We start from the raw sequence: 19,230 nt of genomic DNA, 5'->3' as shown, positions 1-19,230 counted from the left end.
ACCGAGTACCGCCGAGCACCGACGACCGACGCGCACTGACATCCGAGGAGGATGACGGATTTGACCGGCACGAGCTTCGAATTCCCCGGTGAGTACTACGAGATCCTGCGGAAGGACTTCCGCAACCTCGACGCCGAGACGGAGTTCCTCGCGTCCCAGCTCCCCGACGCGGGCAACGTACTCGACCTGGGCTGCGGCACCGGCTCCAACCTCCGCGCCCTGCGCGAGCGCGGCCACCGCGGCACCGGCGTCGACCAGAGCACCGCGTTCCTGGAGTATGCCCGCGCCGCCGGCGGCGAGGGCATCTCCTACGTGGAGGCCCGTGCCGAGGAGTACCGCACCGACGAGCGCTACGACCTCGTGTACAGCCTCTTCATGACGCTGAACTACCTGGAGCGGGCCCAGCTCCCGGCCGTCCTGCGCTCCGTCCGCGAGCTGCTGGCCCCCGGCGGGCGCGTCGTCCTGGAGTTCGGCCACCTGCTGAACTTCGTCGAGTCCTTCCAGCCCAGCAGCTTCGACCACCACCGCGGGGACGGGGTGCTCATCACCCGCCTCGCCCGCCAGTTCATCAACCCGCACGCCGCGAACTGGCGCAACGAGGAGACCCTGCTGGTCCGCACCGGGGACGGCACGGTCACCATGTACGACAACTTCTTCGACCAGGCCGTCCTGACCGGGCCCGAGGTGCGCGGACTGCTGGCCGCGGCGGGACTGACCATCACCGCCGAGTACGGCGGCTTCCGCAAGGAGCCCGCGCCCTTCCACGGCCGGGGCCCGCTCATCATCGTGGCCACCGCGACCCCCGCCGACACCGCGGGCGACACCGCGTCCGACATCGAGTCGGACACCGCTCAGCAAGAGGAGAACCAGGCATGACCGGCACCGGCATATCGCTGCTCGACGGCGGGCCCGCCCCCGAAACCGGCGTCGCGCACCTCGGCGCCGCCCTCGTCCGCGCCGTGGGCCAGAGCGACGGCCAGAGCGACGGCCAGAGCGAAGGCCAGAGCGAAGGCCGCGGGGTGACGTACATCCGCGCCGACGGCACCGAGGTCCAGCAGAGCTACGCCGAGCTGCTCGAAGACGCCTCGCGGGTGCTGGCCGGCCTGCGCGCCTCCGGCGCCGCGATCGGCGAGAAGATCATCCTGCAGTCCGCCGACGACGCCGACCTCCTCGCCGGTTTCTGGGGCTGCGTCCTCGGCGGCTTCCTGCCCCTGCCCGTCAGCGCCGACGCGGTCAACGGCCCCGGCCTGCTGGAGCGCGTCTGGGCCGGCTACGGCCGCCCCCGCGTCCTGACCGGCACCGGCCAGGAGCTCGCGCCCGCCGTCACCGCCGACGCCGGCTGGACCGCCGCCCACCTGGGCGACGTGGCCGGCCTGCGCACCGCCCACGAGCCGGACCTCGACTGGCACGAGCCCGATGCCGTGGACCCGGCCGTCCTGCTCCTCACCTCCGGCAGCACCGGCGTGCCCAAGGCGGTCACCCTCACGCACCGCAACATCCTCACGCGCAGCGCGGCCACCTCCCGCGTGAACAAGCTCGACGCGAACACCCGCACCTTCAACTGGATGCCGCTGGACCACATCGGCGGGCTGATCATGTTCCACGCGCGCGACGTCTTCCTCGGCGCCGCCCAGGTCCACGCCAAGATCCAGTGGGTCCTGGAGGACCCGCTGCGCTGGCTCGACGCCGTCTCCACCCACCGGGCCGACACCACCTGGGCGCCCAACTTCGCCTTCGTGCTGGTCAACGACCAGGCCGACCGCTTCGAGGGCCGAGGCTGGGACCTCAGCCCGCTGCGCTACATCATGAACGGCGGCGAGGCCGTCCGCTCCGGCGTCGTACGCCGCTTCCTGGACCTGCTGTCCCCCTACGGCCTGCCCGCCACCGCCATGTTCCCCGGCTGGGGCATGTCCGAGACCACCGCCGGCGTGGCCGACTGCCAGTTCACCGAGGCCGCCGCAGGCGACGACCGCTACGTGCCCGTCGGCCGCCCGCAGCCCGGCACCCGCATCCGGGTCGTCGACGAGCACGGCGCGCTCGTGCCGTGGGGCGTCACCGGCCGGCTCCAGGTCACCGGCTCGACCATCACCTCCGGGTACTACGACAACCCCGTGCAGAACCGCCAGTCCTTCACGGACGACGGCTGGTTCAAGACCGGCGACCTGGCGTATGTGGAGAACGGCATCCTCACCGTCACCGGCCGCACTGACGACGTCATCCAGCTCGGGGAGATCGCGTACCACGGCCACGAGATCGAGGCCGCCGTAGAGGAACTCGACTTCATCGAGCCCTCGTACACCGTCGCCTCCCTCGTCACCGCCGAGCCCGGCGGCCCCGAGGAGCTCGCCGTCTTCTTCAGCCCGCGCACCGGCACCCTCACCGGGGAGCAGGGCGAGCGGATCCGCGAGCGGGTCCGCGAGCGGCTCGGCGTCGACGTACCGCACCTGCTGCCCGTCGACCGGTCCGAGATCCCCAAGACCGGCATCGGCAAGCTCCGCCGCGCCCAGCTCCGCAAGAGCTTCGAGGACAGCCTGGCCACCGTCCCGGCCGGCACCGCGGCCTGACCGTACGGGTGGTGGCGTCGGGGCGGGCCCGCCCCGACGCCACCACCCGTACGTCTCCATCCCCTACGCACGAGGAGCGCCCATGGCGCAGCAGGAGAGAGCCGAGCGGACGCGCCGGGCTCTGATCAACGGCGCCGCCAAGGCCATCGACCTCTACGGCTACGAAGGGGCCTCGCTCGCCGTCATCTGCGCCACCGCGGGAGTGACCAAGGGCGCCTTGATGTACCACTTCCCCGCCAAGGACGACCTGGTCAGAGCGGTGCGCACCGAAGCCGGGCAGGCGATCGCCGGCGCGCTGGGCGCGGTACCGCACCGCGGGGTCCTGCCCGTGCAGGCCGCCGTCGACATGACGCACGCCGTCGCCGGCCGGCTCGGGCACGACCCCGTCGTACGGGCGGGCGCGCGGCTGACCCGGGAGTTCGTGCACTACCCCGACGGCAGCGTCTCCTGGACCGATGCCGTCCGCGAGGAGCTGGCCGACGCCCTGGCCGGCGCGGCCGACCCCTGGGGGACGGCCGCGCAACTGGTGTACTCCCTGATCGGGATGGACGTGTGCCTGCGCGGGGAGGAGCACGACCCGGGCCGTTCCTGCGGGCCGCTGCGCGGGCACCTGACCCGGCTGTGGCAGCTGCTCCTCCCGGGGATCCTCGCGGCTCCGCACGCCGTGAAGCTGTACCGGGCCGAGGGCTCGTCGCCGTACTGCTCCTTCGTGGCCGTCCCCGAATCCGTGCGCCTCGGGCAGCGGGGATGAGCGTGGACCGTGCGGGGGCGGACATGGGGGCGAGCGTGCCCGATCCGCGGCCGCTGACCGGCGAGCCGCTCAGCCTGGACCTCCTCAACACCCACTGGCACGACCGGTACGGCCGCTACGACCTGCTGGATTCCACCGCCGGCCTCGCGTGCTGGCTGGCCGGGTCCCGGGTGGCCGCCGCGTACGCCGGCGGCGAGCTGCGTGCCGACCGGACCACTCTGACCGCCGCCCGGGCCGCCCGCTCCGCCCTGGCCGGTGTGGCAGGGCGCGCCGATGCGGGGCCGGGGGCGCTCGCCGCCTTCAACCGGCTGCTCGACGCGGGCCGCATCCGCCGGCTGCTCACGGCCGCCGGGCCCGTCGAGCGACTGGAGGCGCCCGACTCGGGCCGCCTGCTCGGCTACCTCGCGGCGGCGGACCACCTTCGGCTGCTCAGCACTGCGGGGGACCGGGTGCGGACTTGTGCGAACCCGACCTGTGGGCTGCGCTTCCACGACGTCAGCCGCAATGGCACCCGCCGGTGGTGCACGAGCACGGGCTGCGGCAACCGCGCGAAGGCGGCCCGCCACTATGCCCGCCGGACGGCGTCCACGGCCTGACGGGTGCGGCGCCGTTGCCGGGGACCAGTCCCCGGACCCCTGCGCCTCAAACGCCGGCGGGGCTGGGTTGTGGCCGGCGTCTGTGTGGATGTGGCGGGGGCTGCGGTGGGCCGGTGCCGGGGCCGGGGTGGGGTGTCGGCCTGGACTGCATGATTTAGGCGCCCCCTGCTCTACTCCGACAGGGCGCGGCCTGTTCCCGCGCCACAAATCACGCTTTACGTCCAGGCCGACACCCCACCCCGTCCCCGTCCCCGTCCCCGGCCGGGCCCACTCTGGCTGCCCCGCCCGTGGTGGGGTGTTTTTTAGCCCGGCCGGGGTGTGTTCTTTCAGCCGTCCGGCGTTTGAGGACCGGGGTCTGGGGCGGAGCCCCATGCTCCGGGCGCAGCCCGGTGCCCCCTCCTTCAGCCCGTCCGGCGTTTGAGGACCGGGTCCGGCAGAGCCCGGGGAACGGTGGAAGGGCGGGTAGGGGACATGTCCCGCGCAGCGGTGGTGCCGTCTGGCGTCATTGTGGCGCACGATGGTGTCATCGCTCTGACCAGCGTGTTCGTGTGTGCTGACATCGCCGCATCGCAGAGTGGTGCCACATTGGCTCGACATGGCGCCATGGCTGTGCCATGCTGTGGGACATGGACCTCACGCCCTACGTCACCACCCTCCGCCAAGAGCTCGCCGTCGCCGCCGAGGCCGGCGGCGACGAAGCCCGCAAGCTGGCCGAGAGGCTCACCGCTCCCCTGGAGTCGGCGACCCGACTGACCCTGCTCAACGTGCTCTCCGCCGCGATGGACGAGATCACCCGCGAACTCGCCCCCGGCTCGGTCGACGTACGACTGCGAGGTCTCGACCCCGAGTTCGTGGTGACGGTGCCGACCGTTGAGAGCCACGCCCCCGCGGAGCCGGCCGCCGCGCAGTTCGCCGAACCGCTCGCACCGCATGCGTCCGCCGACGGCGACGAGGGCGGCACCGCCCGCGTCAACTTGCGGCTGCCGGCCCACCTCAAGGCCCGTGCCGAGGAGGCCGCGAGCCGCGAGGGTCTGTCGGTCAACGCATGGCTGGTGCGCGCCGTATCGGCCGCGGTCGACGGCGGCACCAAACCGCGTACGGCAGAGAAGTCCCAGAGCGTGGGGCAGAGCTTCACCGGCTGGGTGCGCTAGCCACTCACTTCAAACCCCATCACCGCACCGCATCAGTTCTCCCACACCACGTCCCACCAGCGGGGACGCCCAGAAGACCCAAGAGGACGGGACAGCCATGCCTACTTTCGACACCTCCGAAGCGATCTCGGTCACCGCACACGTGGAGGCCGGCTCCATCCAGTTCACCGCCGGCGACCGCCTCGACACCGTGGTCGCGGTGCGGCCCCGGGACCCGAAGCGCGACAAGGACGTACGGACCGCCGAGCAGACCGAGGTCACGTTCGCGGGCGGCGTGCTGACCGTCAGGACGCCCAAGTCCAACCCGTTCGGCAAGCCCGGCATCGTCGACGTGACGGTCGATCTGCCCACGGGTTCGCACGTCGACACGACCGGCGCCTGGACCCAGGTGCTCGGCGAGGGCCGGCTCGGCGAGGTCCGGGTGAAGACCTCGTCCGGCGACGTCCGCCTCGACACCACCGGCCCGCTCAAGCTGACCGCGTCGCACGGCTCGATCACCGTGGACCGGGCCGAGGGCGCGACCGAGATCACCACCAGCTCCGGCAGCGTGCGCCTCGGCTTCGTCGACGGCCCCGCCGTCCTGAAGAACTCGCACGGCACCACGACCGTCGGCGCCGCCATCGGCGAGCTGCGGGTGAGCGGTGCCAACGGTGACATCGAGATCCGGCGCGCCGAGGACTCGGTCACCGCCAAGACCGCCCACGGCACCCTGCGGGTGGGTGAAGTCGCCCGCGGCACCGTGGAGTTGGAGACTTCCTACGGGGCCATCGAGGTCGGCGTCCGCGAGGGTACGGCCGCTTGGCTCGACGTCAGCTCGGGCTCCGGCCAGGTGCGCAACACGCTCACCGCGTCCGCGAGCCCGGAGGGGAGTGCGGACACCGTCAAGGTCCGCGCCCGGACGAAGTACGGCAACATCGACGTCCGCCGCGCCGCCGCCGGGGCCTGACCGCCCCCGCCTCCCGACTCCCGCCCCGTCACTTCAGCCTTCGAATGGAGGGCCTCATGCCTTCTTCTGTCATGTCCACATCACGTCGCGATGGCGGTCACCCGTCTCCGGCAGCCGTCTCCACCGTCGGTCTGCGCAAGTCCTACGGCGACACGACCGTCCTCGACGGCATCGACCTGAGCATCCCGGCCGGCTCCGTGTTCGCACTGCTCGGCCCCAACGGCGCCGGCAAGACCACCGTCGTGAAGATCCTGTCCACGCTCATCACCGCCGACGGTGGCCAGGCCCAGGTCGCGGGCCACGACATCGCGGCCTCCCCGAGTGGGGTGCGGGCGGCTATCGGGGTCACGGGTCAGTTCTCGGCGGTGGACGGGTTGATCACGGGGGAGGAGAACATGCTCCTCATGGCGGACCTGCACCACCTGTCGAAGCAGGAGGGGCGGCGGGTCGCTGCCGAACTCCTCGAGCGTTTCGACCTGACGGAGGCGGCGAAGAAGCCGGCTTCCACCTACTCCGGCGGTATGAAGCGCCGTCTCGACATCGCGATGACGTTGGTGGGTGGTCCGCGGATCATCTTCCTCGACGAGCCGACGACCGGTCTCGATCCGCGTTCCCGGCACAACATGTGGCAGATCATCCGCGAGTTGGTCGCGGGGGGTGTGACGGTCTTCCTCACCACTCAGTACCTGGAGGAGGCCGATCAGCTCGCGGACCGTATCGCGGTGCTGAACGGCGGGAGGATCGCGGCCGAAGGCACTGCGGAGGAGCTGAAGCGGATGATCCCGGGCGGGCATGTGCGCCTGCGGTTCTCCGACCCGGCCGTCTACTGGTCCGCCATCGCGGTACTCGGCGAGGTCGGCCGGGACGACGAGGCACTCGCGCTGCAGATCCCCAGCGACGGCAGTCAGCGTGCGCTGCGCTCGATCCTCGACCGGCTGGACTCGGCCGGTGTGGAGGCGGACGAGTTGACCGTCCACACGCCCGACCTTGATGACGTGTTCTTCGCCCTGACCGGCACCGACCCCCGCCCCAGGCAGTCCAAGGAGAACGTCCGATGAGCTCCCTCGCCCTTGCCGTCCGTGATTCGTCGACGATGCTGCGCCGCAACCTGCTCCACGCCCGCCGCTACCCGTCCCTGACGCTGAACCTGCTGCTCACGCCGATCATGCTCCTGCTGCTGTTCGTCTACATCTTCGGAGATGTGATGAGCGCGGGCATCGGTGGTGGCAGCCGCTCCGACTACATCGCCTACCTCGTGCCCGGCCTGCTCCTGATGACCATCGGATCTACCACGATCGGCACGGCGGTGTCGGTCTCCAACGACATGACCGAGGGCATCATCGCCCGCTTCCGCACGATGGCGATCCACCGCGGCGCGGTACTCATCGGACACGTCGTCAGCAGCGTCCTCCAGTCGATCGCGAGTGTCGTCCTGGTGGGGGCCGTCGGTGTGGCCATCGGCTTCCGTTCCACGGACGCGACGGCCCTGGAGTGGCTGGCGGCCTTCGGGCTCCTCGTCCTGTTCGCCCTGGCGTTCACCTGGATCGCGGTGGGCATGGGCCTGATCAGCCCGAACGCGGAGGCCGCCAGCAACAACGCGCTCCCCATGATCCTGCTGCCGCTGTTGTCGAGTGCTTTCGTGCCGGTCGAGGGGATGCCGGGCTGGTTCCAGCCCATCGCCGAGTACCAGCCCTTCACCCCCGCCATCGAAACCCTGCGCGGACTGCTCCTCGGCACCGAGATCGGCAACAACGGATGGCTCGCCGTCGCCTGGTGCCTGGGCCTCGCCGTCCTCGGCTACTTCTGGTCAGCCGCAAAGTTCAACAGTGACCCGAAGTAGCGGCGTGGGTTTCCCCCCCCCGGTGGCTCCCTCGACCGGCGAGGGCTACCGGGACTAATCGCAGTGCATCGGGCTCTTTAGCCCGGTGGTGAAGCGTTCTCAGAACTGCTCTAACCCGCAGGTCACAGCGGACGATTCTGCTGGCTCAATGTACTGACGGACGGTCGACAGCGGAGCCCCGCTGGCAGTGATGACCAGTACGGATGTTCTGATATTCAGCCATAAACTGGCCGTAGTACGGTCGTTCTCATGCAGCTCAGGTACTCCTTCCGGATGTACCCGAACGGTCCGCAGCGCTCGGCGCTGGCCAGGGCGTTCGGGTGCTCTCGGGTGGTCTACAACGATGCGCTTCGCGCTCGTGAGACCGCCCGAGCAGCCGGTGAGGCGTTCCCGAAGACCGGGGATCTGTCGAAGCTGCTGATCACCGAGGCGAAGAAGACCGAGGAACGCGCTTGGCTCGGGGAGGTGTCCGCTGTCGTTCTCCAGCAGTCTCTTCGGGACCTGGATACCGCCTACTGGAACTTCTTCGACGGTCTCAGGGGCAAGCGCCCCAAGATGGGTGCGCCCCGGTTCGAGTCGCGTAAGGACAACCGGCAGGCTGTCCGGTTCACCGCGAATGCCCGTTGGAAGATCACGACCGGCGGGGACCTGTCGTTGCCGAAGGTCGGTGATGTGCGGGTGAAGTGGTCCCGGACGCTGCCGTCCGCCCCGTCCACGGTGACCGTGATCAAGGATGCGGCCGGGCGGTACTTCTGCTCGTTCGTGATCGAGAGCGGCACAGACGAGACATTGTCCGAGACAACCGGCCAGGTCGGTATCGACCTGGGGCTGACGCACTTCGCGATCCTCTCGGACGGTACGAAGATCGAATCCCCGCGCTTTCTGCGCCGGGCGGAGAAGAAACTGAAGCGGGAACAGCAACGCCTGTCCCGCAAGGCCAAGGGCTCCAGCAACCAGGTCAAGGCCCGCGTCAAGGTCGCCCGCGCTCACGCGCAGGTCGCCGACGCGCGGCGCGAGTTCCACCACCAGCTCTCCACGAAGCTGATCCGCGAAAACCAAGCGGTCGCAGTGGAAGACCTGGCGGTCAAGGGACTCGCGCGTACGCGCATGGCCAAGTCCGTCCACGACGCCGGATGGTCGGCGTTCGTGGCGATGCTGGAGTACAAGGCTGCCCGGTACGGGCGCACTCTCTTACGCATCGGACGCTTCGAGCCGACCTCTCAGGTGTGCTCGCAGTGCGGAGTCAAAGACGGCCCCAAGCCCCTCAACGTCCGCGTCTGGCAGTGCCAGGCGTGCAACGCATGGCTTGACCGGGACATCAACGCGGCGGTCGAGCGCGGGTAAGGCCGGGATCTGTCCCGGCACGGCGCGAAGAAGCAGGAACCCCCCGAGATGGTCAGCCGACCGTGGTAGGAATCCCCTCCCTTTAGGGAGAGGAGCGGAAGTCAATCGGTGATGAAGTCGCCCATCATGGCCATGTCCTCGTGCTCGAGGTTGTGGCAGTGGATCATGTAGGTGCCGGGGTAGTCGGTGAAGCGGGTGACCACTTCGACGGCTTCGGCCGGGCGCACGTCGACGGTGTCCTTCCAGCCGTGGTCGTACGCTCCGATCTCGCGGTTGCTGCGCGAGAGCACCTGGAAGTGGTCGAGGTGCAGGTGGACCGGGTGGTGGAAGTTCGTGGTGAACCGCCAGATCTCGACCTGGCCGAGTTTGGGGCGGGCCAGTGCCTTCCCGGGTTCGTATTCCTTGCCGTTGATCGTCCAACCGTCGCTTGAGCCGCGGAAGTGGAAGTCGCGGGTGACGACGGCCCGGCCGGGGTCGAGGCGGGGCACGTCGCTGAGCTTCTGCGGGACCCTGGTGTCGTCGACGGGGGAGCCGGAGGCGATGCCGAAGCGCATGACCTGGGCGGTGGAGCCGTCCCCGAAGAGGTTGAGCAGGCGCACCTGGGTGCCCGGCCGGTAGCGGGAGAAGTCGACGACGACGTCGAAGCGCTCGCCCGGGGCGATCTCGAGGGTGTCGTGCCGGCGGGGTGCGTCGAGCAGTCCGCCGTCGCTGCCGATCTGGACGAAGCCGCCGCCGCCTTCGGGCTGCGGGTCCAACTGCAGTTTGTACGGGCGGGCGTTGGAGGCGTTGAGGAAGCGCAGCCGGTAGCGCAGCCGCTGTGTCTCGTGCACCGGCCAGGGGGCCCCGTTGACGAGGACGACATCGCCGAGGACGCCGTTCATGTAGGCGTCGGTGACACCGGGCGTGTGCAACTGGGGGTCGATCCAGGGGTACTGGAAGGACCCGTCCGCGGCGAACGAGCGGTCGGTGATCATGAGCGGAATGTCCCGGTCGCCGCGGGGCAGCGGCAGGCGCTCCTCCTCGTCGTCCTTGACGAGATGGAATCCGGCGAGTCCCATCCAGACGGCCGCGCCGGTGTAGCTCATGCGGTGGTCGTGGTACCAGAGCGTCGCGGCGCGCTGGTTGAAGGGGTAGGTGTAGCTGCGTGTTCCTTCGGTGAGGTCCATCGCGCCGTGGGCCATGGACGCCCCGTGCGGTCCGCTGCTCATGTCCTGGTGGACGCGGTGTGCGTCGTACGAACCGTCCGCCGGCAGGATCAGGGAGGTCGGGTAGCCGTCGCTGGACGCCGGGGTGTGGCCGCCGTGCAGGTGGACCACGGAGGGGCGGTCGAGCTCGTTGCGGTGGCGCACCACGGTGCGGCGTCCCGAGCGCGAGACGATCGTCGGCCCGGGGAAGGTTCCGCCGTAGGTCCAGGCAGGGGTGCGCAGTCCGGGCAGGATCTCCAGGTCGGCGTGCTGCTGGGTGATCTCGTAGGTGTCGGTGGTGCCGTTCGCCGACACCGGTTGCAGCACCCGGGGGATCGGCAGGGGCGTGCGGAAGGCGGCCGGCAGCTGGGCCTTGCTGGTCAGCACCTTGCCGGGGAGGCCCCCGCGCACGTAGTCGCTCAGCAGCGGCCAGCCGGCCGCGGCAACGACGCCGCCGCCGAGTACGGCGCCGCCGGCGCCCAGGAACGTACGCCGCCTCACCGGACCGCCTCGGGAGCCAGGGTCTCGTCCGGGGCACCGGGGGCCGGGATCTCAGCGGCCGGGGTCTCGGCGGCGGGGGTCTTGGCGACCGGGGTCTTCGCGGGCAGCGGGGTGGTGATCACGCGCTGGGTCAGCACCACGACGGCAGAGACGAGGACGACGCCGAGGAAGACGTGGACGGAGACGGCGCGGGCCAAGCCGAGGGCGATCTCGCCCACGAGCGCCACGACCAGGACGATCGCTGCGGGCAGCACCGATCTGGGCCCTCCGGCGCGGCGGACGAAGAAGGCGGCGACGGCCGTCAGGAGGGCGACCACGGTGAGGACACGGGCCAGCAGTCCGTGGAGCGCCAGCATGTCGTAATGGCCACCGAGAAAGCCTCCGGCCAGGGCGACCTGACCGAATATCAGAACCGAGAGAATTCCGGTGGTGATGCGCAGGGAGAGTAGAGATGGGCGCAAAGGCATACCGGCGATCCAACCCGAAGGCAAAGCGGCCTGCAACCCTGATGTGCCCTTGCGGCAAGACGCTTGAGTGATACTCAAGTTTCCTCGGGATGGGCAAAGGAAGAATAGAGCCAGTGGGTGGGTCGAAAACGAGCCGCATTGTGTGAAGTGCCCCGACAGCTCGGCTGTCGGGGCACTTCGGCGCTGTGCCGGAGGAGCTCAGCGGGCGATGGCGAGTGTGGCGGGGGAGTCGGTGGAGTGGAAGGAGATGTTCTCGAAGCCGGCTTCGGCCAGCCAGGCGGCGTAGTCGGCGCGGCGCCAGGTTCCACCGGTGTTGCTCTTGAGGAGCATTTCCGAGGCGAACAGGAGCGGGAAGGAGGGGCCGCTGCGGTCGTCCTCGACGATGTAGTCGCAGACGACGAGGGCGCCGCCGGGTTTGAGGGCGCGGCGGAGCTTGGTGAAGACCGCGGTGTTGTCCTCGGGGCCCTCCTGGTGGGCGATGTGCGAGTACAGGGCCACGTCGTAGGCGGCGTCCTCGAGCGGGACGGTGTGGAAGTCGCCGTCCAGGGAGGTGAACCGGTCGGCCAGGGAGTCCTGGGCGAGGAGCCTGCGGGCGATGGCGTTGATGGGCTCCCAGTCGAGCTGTGTGGTGTGGGCGGTGGGGTTGAGCCGCAGCCAGACCGAGGAGAAGACGCCCGACCCGCCGCCCACGTCGAGGATGGAGAGGTTGTCGCGTTCGGCCAGGCCCAGGACGTCGGCGGCGGTCTGCGCGGCGGTGACCGATATGCCCGCGATGGCGGTGACGACCTTCTCCCAGTGGGGGTTGTCGGCCACCTCCACCATCGGTTCGGCCAGCGGGCCCCCGGCGCTGAACACCTCGAGCCGGCCCGCCAGTCTGTCCATCTCGCCCAGCTTGAGCTGGGCGAAGCCGCTGATGTCGGTGGGCTTCCCCTCGACCAGGTACAGCTCGGTTTCGGGGGTGTTCCGGTAGGTGCCGTCGTGCGTGTGGAGCAGTCCCAGGCCGACGAGCCCGTCGAGGAGGGTCTGCACGCCGCGCTCGGCCATGCCGGTCTTCTCGGCGAGGCGGCCGGTGGTGTCCAGCCCGTCGTCGATGAGCGTGAACAGCGAGTGCTGTGTCGCCACGCCGAGGAGGCCGGTGGCCCAGTAGCCGCTGGCGATCTCCAGGATGCGGCCGGGGGAAGGCTGGTTGCCCGTCATGTTGTCCTTCTCCTCAGAGGGATGCCGGCACGGCCTGCCGGCGGCGGTCCGCGGTGATCACCGGCGCCTGGACGCGCCAGCGACCGACGGCCATTTCGGCGGTGATGCCGGGGCCGAAACCTGCGACCACGCCGGTGGCGTTCGTCGTCATGGTGTCTTCCTCGAACAGCCTGCGCAGGGCGTCGAACACGACGGCGCTGGCGATGTTCCCGTACTGCGAGAGCGTGGCGTAGCTGTGCCGGAACATGTAGGGATCGACGCCCAGGAACTTGCTCAGGTCGGAGAGGATGCGCGGGCCGCCGGCGTGGATGATGTAGAAGTCCAGGCCGGCGACGTCCCAGCCGTGGCTGCCGGCGAGCTGGCGCAGTACCGGTGCGAGGGGCTCCATCGTCCCGGGCACCCGGCGGTCCAGCTGGAAGTGGAAGCCGGTGGGCTTCACGGCGTACGAGATCCAGTCCTCGGTGTTCGGGATGATGTAGGAGGCGTTGCGCTCCAGCGAGATCCCGGTGCCGCCGCTGCCGCGCACCACGGCGGCGGCCACCGCGTCGCCGAAGAGCCCGTCGGACAGCAGCGCGCCGATGTTGTCGTCGGTGGGCTGGTAGCACAGCGAGCACAGTTCGCAGGAGACGATCAGGACGTTGCCCTGCGGGTAGGCCTTGCAGAAGTCGTGGGCCCGGTTGATCGCGGCGCCGCCGGCGGCGCAGCCCAGCTGGGCGATGGGTATCTGCCGGGTGTCGGTGCGGAAGCCCATGTTGTTGATCAGCCATGCCGTCATCGACGGCATCATGAACCCGGTGCAGGACACGAAGATGATCGCGTCGATGTCCCGGACGGTCAGAGCCGCGTTCGCCAGGGCCTCTTCGATGACCTTCGGGCATCGCTTCTTGGCCTCGACCTCGAAGGTCCGGTTGCGTTCCTCGAGTCCGGGATGGCGCAGCGTCTTTTCGATCGGCTGCACGATGTGACGTTTCTGTACACCCGTGTTCCTGATCAGCCGAAGCGCCAGTGGTAGCTGTGGCTTCCCGCGGTGGGTTTCTTCGGCGAACTTCAGGGTGTCTTCCATGGTGATGATGTACTCCGGTACATCCACCGACGGTTTGCATAGCGTAGGCATATCCGTGGAGTCCACCTTCTGAGGAGTCGGCCAGGAGTTCGCGCCTCCAAACCGTCGCCGACCCGACTTGCGATCCACTTGCCGTGGACTTGGGCTCCACCATGCCTGTAGTGGGCTGTGAACGGGCCGGCGCTCCAGCGCTACTCGTCCGGGCGTGTAGTGATCTCTTCTAGCATCCGACGCAGCGTGTCGATCGTGTCCTGGCCGAAGTGCCGGGCCCACAACCGTTCCATGTCCCCCAGGATCCGGGCGGCGGCGAGCTGGCCCGCCCGGCCCCGCTCGGTCAGCCGGATGAGCTTGGCCCGGCGGTCGCTCGGGTCCGCGGTCCGCTCGACGTAGCCGAACCGCTCGAGTTCGTCCACGACTTCGGCGATGGCCTGCTTGCTGAACCCGGAGCGTTCGGCGAGCGAGGTGAGCCGCGACCCCTCCGGGTCGACGAACCGGAAGACGGAGCCGTGCCTGAACCGGATGCCCTCGAACCCCTCCTCGTGCAGCTGCCGGTGCAGCTGTTCGACGGTGAGGTCCTTGGCCTGCGCGAGCAGCGTGGGCAACGGCACCCGATGATCGCCCGAGTTCTGCGGTTGTGTGGTGATTTGGGGCCACCTTTCGGACGCAGTCAAGTCGTCAGGGGGCTTGACTAAAAAGTAGTACGGTTGCTTGACTAACTCTAGCGGCATGGCGAACCCGGCCGCGAGATACGGCGCGACACCGGTTGTGAAGGGAAACAGTCATGAGCACTGCGGGCGAGGACAACCACGAGGCGACGGGCTTCGACAGCGAGGCCGTCGAAGCCTTACGCAAGCGGGTGACGGGGCCGGTTCTGACTCCCGAGGACGAGAGCTACGACGCGGAACGCGCCGGGAACCAGACCGCACGCTCGCACCGGCCCGCGATCCTGGTGGGTGCGGCCGACCCCGCCGACGTGCAGCAGGCGGTGGAGTTCGCCGGCCGCCACGGCCTCGCGGTGGCGGTGCAGGGCACCGGACACGCGCTGGCCGCCGTCGCCGCCGAGGGCGGAGTCCTCATCAACACCTCCCGGTTGACCGGCGTCCGCGTGAACGCGGAAGCGGGCACCGCGTGGGTGGCGGCCGGAGTCAGCTGGAACGAGGTCATCAAGGAGGCGGCGCCCGCCGGGCTGGCACCGCTGGCGGGCTCGGCCCCCGGGGTCGGCGTGGTGTCGTACACCCTCGGCGGCGGCCTCGGACTGCTCTCGCGGCGCTACGGATACGCCGCCGACCACGTACGCAGCATCGACGTCGTCACGGCCGACGGCCGGCTGCGGCAGGTCACCCCGACGGCGGACCCGGACCTGTTCTGGGCACTGCGCGGCGGCCGGGACAACTTCGGTGTGGTCACCGGGATCGAGATCGACCTCATGCCGGTCCCCACGCTCTACGGCGGTGGGCTGTTCTTCGACTTCGCGTCGGCCCCCGAGGTCCTCGAGACGTACGTCCGGTGGTCGGCCGGCCTGCCCGACGAGATGACCTCCTCGGTCGCGATCATCTCCTTCCCCGACGCGCCGGTGCTCCCGCCGCCGCTGCGCGGCCGCCACGTCGTCCACGTCCGCATCGCCTACTCGGCGGACGACCTCAGCGTCGGCAAGGACCTGGTGGCGCCGCTGCGGGCACTGGGCCCCTTCAACGACACCGTCCGCGAACTGCCCTACGCCGAGGTCGGCACGATCCACAACGACCCGCCCGTGCCCGGCAGCTTCGAGTCGGTCACCACGTTGCTGCGCGAGCTCGACGCCGACGCGGTCCGCGCCGTCCTGGACCTGGTCGGACCGCACGCGCCGGTGCCGCACGTCGTCGAACTGCGCCACCTCGGCGGCGCGCTCGCCCGGCAGGCCGAGGTCGCCAACTCGGTCGGCAACCGCGACGCGCACTACCTGGTGAACGTGGTCTCGCGGCTGGAACGCGCCGAGCTCGCCGACATCCAGCCCGCGCACGAGCGCCTTCTCGAGGCGCTCGCACCCTGGAGCACCGGGGGCCGTGCCCTGACCTTCCTCAACGGCCGCCGGGACACCGAGTACGTGCGCTCCGCCTACGAGCCCGCGGACTACCAGCGCCTCACGGAGATCAAGGCCGTCTACGACCCGCAGAACATCTTCCGGCTCAACCACAACATCCCGCCGGCCTGACCGGCGAGATCCGGAAGAGACGGCCTGGGCCGTCTCTTCCGGGGAAGGCCCGGCGGGCTCACGCTCTGGGGTCCGCCGTGGCGGGCGCCAGGGGGCCGGTCGCCCGCCCGGCCGCCCAGGCACGGCCGGCCGCCGCCTCGATCCGCAGGTGCAGACGTCCCCGGCGCATCCGTCCGGTGATCTCGTACAGTGCGTCGGCCACCAGGGCGTCGGTGAAGCAGAACCAGCCGAGTCGTTGCTTGTCCTCGTCGATCAGCCCCGCCGCGATCGCGCTGTCGAGCACCGCGAGCGCCGTGTCGATCTCGATCGACGCCACGTCGGCGACGACCTCGACGTCGAAGTGCCGGCCGGCGACGGCGGCCACGGCGAGCAGCTCGGCGGCGGGTTGCGGCAGCCGCGCGACGCGGTGCAGCACCACCTCGCGGACGGGGGCCGGCACCGGCGTCGTATCGGACCGGTCCGAGCGCTGCTCGCCCGCCAGCAGTTTGAGCATCTCGTGCAGGAGGACGGGGTTGCCGCCGGATCTGGCGCACAGACCTTCGGCCGTGCGGCTGCTGACCTCGCTGCCGACGAGGGCGCCCGCCAGGGCCTGGGTGTCCCGGGGGGTGAGCCCTCCCAGCTGGATCCGCGTCGGGTTCGCACCGGACAGTGCCGCCAGGGTCCCGGCCAGGGCCGGCGCCTGGTCCGAGCGGTAGGACGCGATCAGCAGCAGCCGGCTGTCGGGCACGGACTCGGCCAGACGGACCAGCATCCGCTGGGAGGCCGGGCAGGCGCGGTGCACGTGGTCGAGCATCACCACCAGCGCTCCGGTGGTGGACAGGCCGGTCAGGTGCCGGCCGATGGCGTCGAACAGCCCCGGGTCACCGCCCGCCGCGTCCATGCCGGCCGCAGGCTGGGCAGCCCTGTTCAGTCGCTCGGCCAGCGCCCGGGGTGCCGTGCGGCCGGGGAAGGCGGTGTCGGCCGCACGCAGTACCTGCTCCCACTGTGACAGCAGCGGTGCGGCGATGTGCTCGGCGCAGGTCCCCCACAGCACCGGGACGCCCGACCGCTCGGCGAAGCGCCGCAGGAGGCTGGTCTTTCCGGCTCCCGGTTCCCCTGACACCGTCACCACCTGTCCGCGGCCGGCCTCCGCCGCGGCCAGGGCCTCGGTCAGCTGCCGGACCGCTGCCTCGCGGCCGACGAAGACGTCCTCGGCGGTGTCGTCCGCCGGCGGTGATGTCACGGGGCCGTGCGGCGCGCGCGAGCCGCCGGCCCCGGCGGCCGCCCGCTGCGCGGGGAGGGCCGGGACGGCCGGAAGGTCAGGGAGGTCAGGGAGGGCCGCGAGGTCCGGGACGGCCGGGGCCGGCTGCCAGTCCAGAGCCGGGTCCTGGTTCAGGATCTGCTGCCTGATCTGCTGCAGCCGCAGGGTGGGATCGACGCCCAGCTCCTCGGAGAGGCGCGCCTGGATGGTCCTGAGCACTTCCAGGGCGTCAGCCTGCCGGCCCGCCCGGTACAGGGCCAGACTCAGCAGCTCGCAGCCGTACTCGCGCAGCGGGTTGGACTCGACGAAGGCCCTCAGCTCGGCCACGGCCACTTCGTGGGCACCCAGAGCCAGCAGCGCCTCGCACCGCATCTCGACGACGGACAGCCGCACCTCCTCGAGGCGCGCCACCTCCGGCACGACACACGGGACACCGCTCACCTCCGCGAAGGGCTGCCCGCGCCACAGGGCCAGCCCCGCGTCGAACTCGCGGAGTGCCGCTCGAGGATCCTCGCGGTCCCGGGCCTGTCTGCCCGCCTCGGCGTGCGCGCCGAACCGGTGCACGTCGACGTCGACGGCCCCGGCGTCCAGCACGTAGCCCCGGGCGTACGTGCACAGGACCGTCGCCTGTGTTCTCGGCGCACGGCCCGGTTCCAGGACCTTGCGCAATTTGGCCACGTACGCCTGCAGCGATGTCATTGCCGACGGGGGCGGATTTCCTTCCCAGAGGGCCTCGAGAATGACGTCCGTGCTCACCGGCCGGCCGGCCTGGCTCACCAGCAGAGCCAGGAGCGTGCGCTGTTTGGGCGCCCCCAGATCCACCATCCGGCCGGATACCCACGCCTGAACCGGGCCCAGCGCATGGAATTGTGCCGTGGCACGGCGAGGGGCCCGTCCGCCTTCGAGCGATATCGCGGTCACCGTGCAGTGCCCGAAAGCTGCGAGGTCCCGACGAGCTGGGTGTTCGTCATGATGAGCCCTTCCGGATAACCGACCGTATACGGGCTTCCGTACAGCAGCGCAGGCCGGAAAGCGCTTTGTCGCCCGCTGCCCACCCCAGATGTAAGGGATCGTTGGCCGACGTTACGGACATCGGTTAAAGGCTCGCTCGAGTATTCCTTGAAATGCGCTCGGGTGTCTCTGATTCGTCTGGTCGGCTTCGTGGTTCGGATGCTAATAACTAAAGGGTGCTTCAAGGCAATCGTGAAGAGAGGCTGATCATGAAGGCAGTACGTTTCCATTCCTATGGCGATTCCGATGTTCTGGTCTACGAAGAGGCGGACCGTCCCCGGGCCGGTGCGGGCCAGGTCGTGCTGCGGGTCGCCGGCGCGGTGGTGAACCCCGTCGACGCCTCGCTGCGCGCGGGTTGGGTCAGGCAGGTGTTCGACCTGGCTCTCCCGCACGTGCCGTGCTACGACGTCGCCGGTGTCATCGACGAGGTCGGTGAAGGGGTGAGCGGCTGGAGCGTGGGTGACGCGGTGGTGGCCTGGCTGCCGATCGACGGGCCCGGCGCCGCCGCCGAGTACGCCGTGGCGCCCGCGAGCGCGCTGACGGCCGCTCCGCGCACGGGGGAGCTGTCCGACGCCGCGGCCCTGCCGTCCGTCGCGCTGACGGCCTGGCAGGCGCTGTTCGAGCACGCCGGCCTGACGGCGGGCCAGAGCATCCTCGTCAACGGCGCCGGAGGCGCGGTGGGCGGGTACGCCGTCCAGCTCGCGGCGCAGGCCGGTGCGTCGGTGACCGCGACCGCCAGCGCCGGCAGCGCTGAGCGCGTGCGGGCCTACGGGGCCGAGCGGGTCGTCGACTACACCACGGCTCCGCTTCAGGAGACGTTGGCCGGCGAGCAGTTCGACGTCGTGCTGAACCTGGTGTTCCTCCCCGACCCGGCCGAGCTCGCGCGGCTGGTGGACCTGGTCGTCGACGGCGGCGCCTTCGCCAACACCGTTCCCCCGGGCCTGGCGCAGACCGAGCGCGGGGTGCGCAACGTGCAGGTCTTCGGACGCAGTGACGCGGCGCAGCTCGCCGAACTGGTGGCCCGGGTGGATGCCGGTGATCTGAAGATCCACGTGGCCCAGCGGCGGCCGCTTTCCGATCTGCGGGCCGTTCACGACGAGCTCGGCGCCCAGAAGCTGCCGGGCAAGACCGTTCTGATCCCCTGACCCGGTGGCTCGGCGAATGCCGCTGCCACGAGAACAAGG

General features: G+C 70.4%; 16 protein-coding genes and 1 pseudogene. 11 read left to right on the top strand and 6 right to left on the bottom strand.

Annotated features, from left to right (window positions below; genetic code table 11):
- Nucleotides 1-51 precede the first annotated feature (51 nt).
- The 9 genes and pseudogenes from ACODT5_RS14850 to ACODT5_RS14810 all read left to right on the top strand — a co-directional run bounded on the left by ACODT5_RS14850 (nucleotide 52) and on the right by ACODT5_RS14810 (nucleotide 9,278).
- Nucleotides 52-876 carry a class I SAM-dependent methyltransferase gene (locus ACODT5_RS14850; protein WP_422519748.1) on the top strand — a complete coding sequence of 275 codons (825 nt, stop codon included), beginning with the start codon at nucleotides 52-54 and terminating at the stop codon, nucleotides 874-876.
- Nucleotides 873-2,564, top strand: coding sequence for an AMP-binding protein (locus tag ACODT5_RS14845; RefSeq protein WP_422519747.1), 1,692 nt, complete (start codon nucleotides 873-875; stop codon nucleotides 2,562-2,564). The genes ACODT5_RS14850 and ACODT5_RS14845 overlap by 4 nt, the downstream gene beginning before the upstream one ends.
- Nucleotides 2,565-2,646: 82 nt before the next feature.
- Complete coding sequence (locus tag ACODT5_RS14840; RefSeq protein ID WP_422519746.1) at nucleotides 2,647-3,315, top strand: TetR family transcriptional regulator; 669 nt, start codon at nucleotides 2,647-2,649, stop codon at nucleotides 3,313-3,315.
- Nucleotides 3,312-3,911 carry a CGNR zinc finger domain-containing protein gene (locus tag ACODT5_RS14835; RefSeq protein WP_422519745.1) on the top strand — a complete coding sequence of 200 codons (600 nt, stop codon included), beginning with the start codon at nucleotides 3,312-3,314 and terminating at the stop codon, nucleotides 3,909-3,911. Before ACODT5_RS14840 ends, ACODT5_RS14835 begins: the two co-directional genes overlap by 4 nt.
- A 626-nt stretch (nucleotides 3,912-4,537) precedes the next feature.
- The gene (locus tag ACODT5_RS14830) at nucleotides 4,538-5,062 is read left to right on the top strand and encodes a hypothetical protein (protein ID WP_422519744.1); all 525 of its coding nucleotides are present in this window, start codon (nucleotides 4,538-4,540) and stop codon (nucleotides 5,060-5,062) included.
- 97 nt (nucleotides 5,063-5,159) lie between these two features.
- Nucleotides 5,160-6,008, top strand: a complete 849-nt coding sequence (locus ACODT5_RS14825; RefSeq protein ID WP_422519743.1) for a DUF4097 family beta strand repeat-containing protein — start codon at nucleotides 5,160-5,162, stop codon at nucleotides 6,006-6,008.
- A gap of 56 nt (nucleotides 6,009-6,064) precedes the next feature.
- Nucleotides 6,065-7,066, top strand: a complete 1,002-nt coding sequence (locus ACODT5_RS14820) for an ATP-binding cassette domain-containing protein (protein ID WP_422519742.1) — start codon at nucleotides 6,065-6,067, stop codon at nucleotides 7,064-7,066.
- A complete protein-coding gene (locus tag ACODT5_RS14815; RefSeq protein ID WP_422519741.1) occupies nucleotides 7,063-7,848 on the top strand; it encodes an ABC transporter permease in 786 nt (261 codons plus the stop codon). Before ACODT5_RS14820 ends, ACODT5_RS14815 begins: the two co-directional genes overlap by 4 nt.
- A 249-nt stretch (nucleotides 7,849-8,097) precedes the next feature.
- Nucleotides 8,098-9,278, top strand: a pseudogene (locus ACODT5_RS14810) (RNA-guided endonuclease InsQ/TnpB family protein).
- A 15-nt stretch (nucleotides 9,279-9,293) separates the two neighbouring features.
- Here ACODT5_RS14810 and ACODT5_RS14805 read toward each other — a convergent pair.
- The 5 genes from ACODT5_RS14805 to ACODT5_RS14785 all read right to left on the bottom strand — a co-directional run bounded on the left by ACODT5_RS14805 (nucleotide 9,294) and on the right by ACODT5_RS14785 (nucleotide 14,212).
- The gene (locus tag ACODT5_RS14805; protein WP_422519740.1) at nucleotides 9,294-10,877 is read right to left on the bottom strand and encodes a multicopper oxidase family protein; all 1,584 of its coding nucleotides are present in this window, start codon (nucleotides 10,875-10,877) and stop codon (nucleotides 9,294-9,296) included.
- Nucleotides 10,874-11,344 carry a hypothetical protein gene (locus tag ACODT5_RS14800; protein WP_422519739.1) on the bottom strand — a complete coding sequence of 157 codons (471 nt, stop codon included), beginning with the start codon at nucleotides 11,342-11,344 and terminating at the stop codon, nucleotides 10,874-10,876. The genes ACODT5_RS14805 and ACODT5_RS14800 overlap by 4 nt, the downstream gene beginning before the upstream one ends.
- A 198-nt stretch (nucleotides 11,345-11,542) precedes the next feature.
- A complete protein-coding gene (locus ACODT5_RS14795) occupies nucleotides 11,543-12,541 on the bottom strand; it encodes a class I SAM-dependent methyltransferase (protein WP_422519738.1) in 999 nt (332 codons plus the stop codon).
- Nucleotides 12,542-12,554: 13 nt separating this feature from the next.
- Nucleotides 12,555-13,655, bottom strand: coding sequence for a type III polyketide synthase (locus ACODT5_RS14790; RefSeq protein WP_422519737.1), 1,101 nt, complete (start codon nucleotides 13,653-13,655; stop codon nucleotides 12,555-12,557).
- A gap of 140 nt (nucleotides 13,656-13,795) precedes the next feature.
- Nucleotides 13,796-14,212, bottom strand: a complete 417-nt coding sequence (locus ACODT5_RS14785) for a MarR family winged helix-turn-helix transcriptional regulator (protein WP_422519736.1) — start codon at nucleotides 14,210-14,212, stop codon at nucleotides 13,796-13,798.
- A gap of 173 nt (nucleotides 14,213-14,385) precedes the next feature.
- Here ACODT5_RS14785 and ACODT5_RS14780 point away from each other — a divergent pair, with 173 nt between their 5' ends.
- Nucleotides 14,386-15,795, top strand: a complete 1,410-nt coding sequence (locus ACODT5_RS14780; protein ID WP_422519735.1) for an FAD-binding oxidoreductase — start codon at nucleotides 14,386-14,388, stop codon at nucleotides 15,793-15,795.
- Between the two features lie 58 nt (nucleotides 15,796-15,853).
- Here ACODT5_RS14780 and ACODT5_RS14775 read toward each other — a convergent pair whose 3' ends face one another.
- A complete protein-coding gene (locus ACODT5_RS14775; protein WP_422519734.1) occupies nucleotides 15,854-17,860 on the bottom strand; it encodes an ATP-binding protein in 2,007 nt (668 codons plus the stop codon).
- Between the two features lie 395 nt (nucleotides 17,861-18,255).
- Here ACODT5_RS14775 and ACODT5_RS14770 point away from each other — a divergent pair, with 395 nt between their 5' ends.
- The gene (locus ACODT5_RS14770) at nucleotides 18,256-19,191 is read left to right on the top strand and encodes an NADP-dependent oxidoreductase (RefSeq protein ID WP_422519733.1); all 936 of its coding nucleotides are present in this window, start codon (nucleotides 18,256-18,258) and stop codon (nucleotides 19,189-19,191) included.
- Nucleotides 19,192-19,230 lie beyond the last annotated feature (39 nt).

The sequence above is a fragment of the Streptomyces tatrensis genome (assembly GCF_049310065.1).
In the GTDB taxonomy this organism is placed as follows: domain Bacteria; phylum Actinomycetota; class Actinomycetes; order Streptomycetales; family Streptomycetaceae; genus Streptomyces.
This window is presented reverse-complemented; position numbering and strand designations above follow the sequence as displayed.

Coding starts and splice junctions, on each gene's coding strand:
- ACODT5_RS14850 (WP_422519748.1), top strand. CDS start 52: ATGACGGATTTGACCGGCACGAGCTTCGAATTCCCCGGTGAGTACTAC.
- ACODT5_RS14845 (WP_422519747.1), top strand. CDS start 873: ATGACCGGCACCGGCATATCGCTGCTCGACGGCGGGCCCGCCCCCGAA.
- ACODT5_RS14840 (WP_422519746.1), top strand. CDS start 2,647: ATGGCGCAGCAGGAGAGAGCCGAGCGGACGCGCCGGGCTCTGATCAAC.
- ACODT5_RS14835 (WP_422519745.1), top strand. CDS start 3,312: ATGAGCGTGGACCGTGCGGGGGCGGACATGGGGGCGAGCGTGCCCGAT.
- ACODT5_RS14830 (WP_422519744.1), top strand. CDS start 4,538: ATGGACCTCACGCCCTACGTCACCACCCTCCGCCAAGAGCTCGCCGTC.
- ACODT5_RS14825 (WP_422519743.1), top strand. CDS start 5,160: ATGCCTACTTTCGACACCTCCGAAGCGATCTCGGTCACCGCACACGTG.
- ACODT5_RS14820 (WP_422519742.1), top strand. CDS start 6,065: ATGCCTTCTTCTGTCATGTCCACATCACGTCGCGATGGCGGTCACCCG.
- ACODT5_RS14815 (WP_422519741.1), top strand. CDS start 7,063: ATGAGCTCCCTCGCCCTTGCCGTCCGTGATTCGTCGACGATGCTGCGC.
- ACODT5_RS14800 (WP_422519739.1), bottom strand. CDS start 11,344: ATGCCTTTGCGCCCATCTCTACTCTCCCTGCGCATCACCACCGGAATT.
- ACODT5_RS14795 (WP_422519738.1), bottom strand. CDS start 12,541: ATGACGGGCAACCAGCCTTCCCCCGGCCGCATCCTGGAGATCGCCAGC.
- ACODT5_RS14790 (WP_422519737.1), bottom strand. CDS start 13,655: ATGCCTACGCTATGCAAACCGTCGGTGGATGTACCGGAGTACATCATC.
- ACODT5_RS14780 (WP_422519735.1), top strand. CDS start 14,386: ATGAGCACTGCGGGCGAGGACAACCACGAGGCGACGGGCTTCGACAGC.
- ACODT5_RS14775 (WP_422519734.1), bottom strand. CDS start 17,860: ATGGTGGATCTGGGGGCGCCCAAACAGCGCACGCTCCTGGCTCTGCTG.
- ACODT5_RS14770 (WP_422519733.1), top strand. CDS start 18,256: ATGAAGGCAGTACGTTTCCATTCCTATGGCGATTCCGATGTTCTGGTC.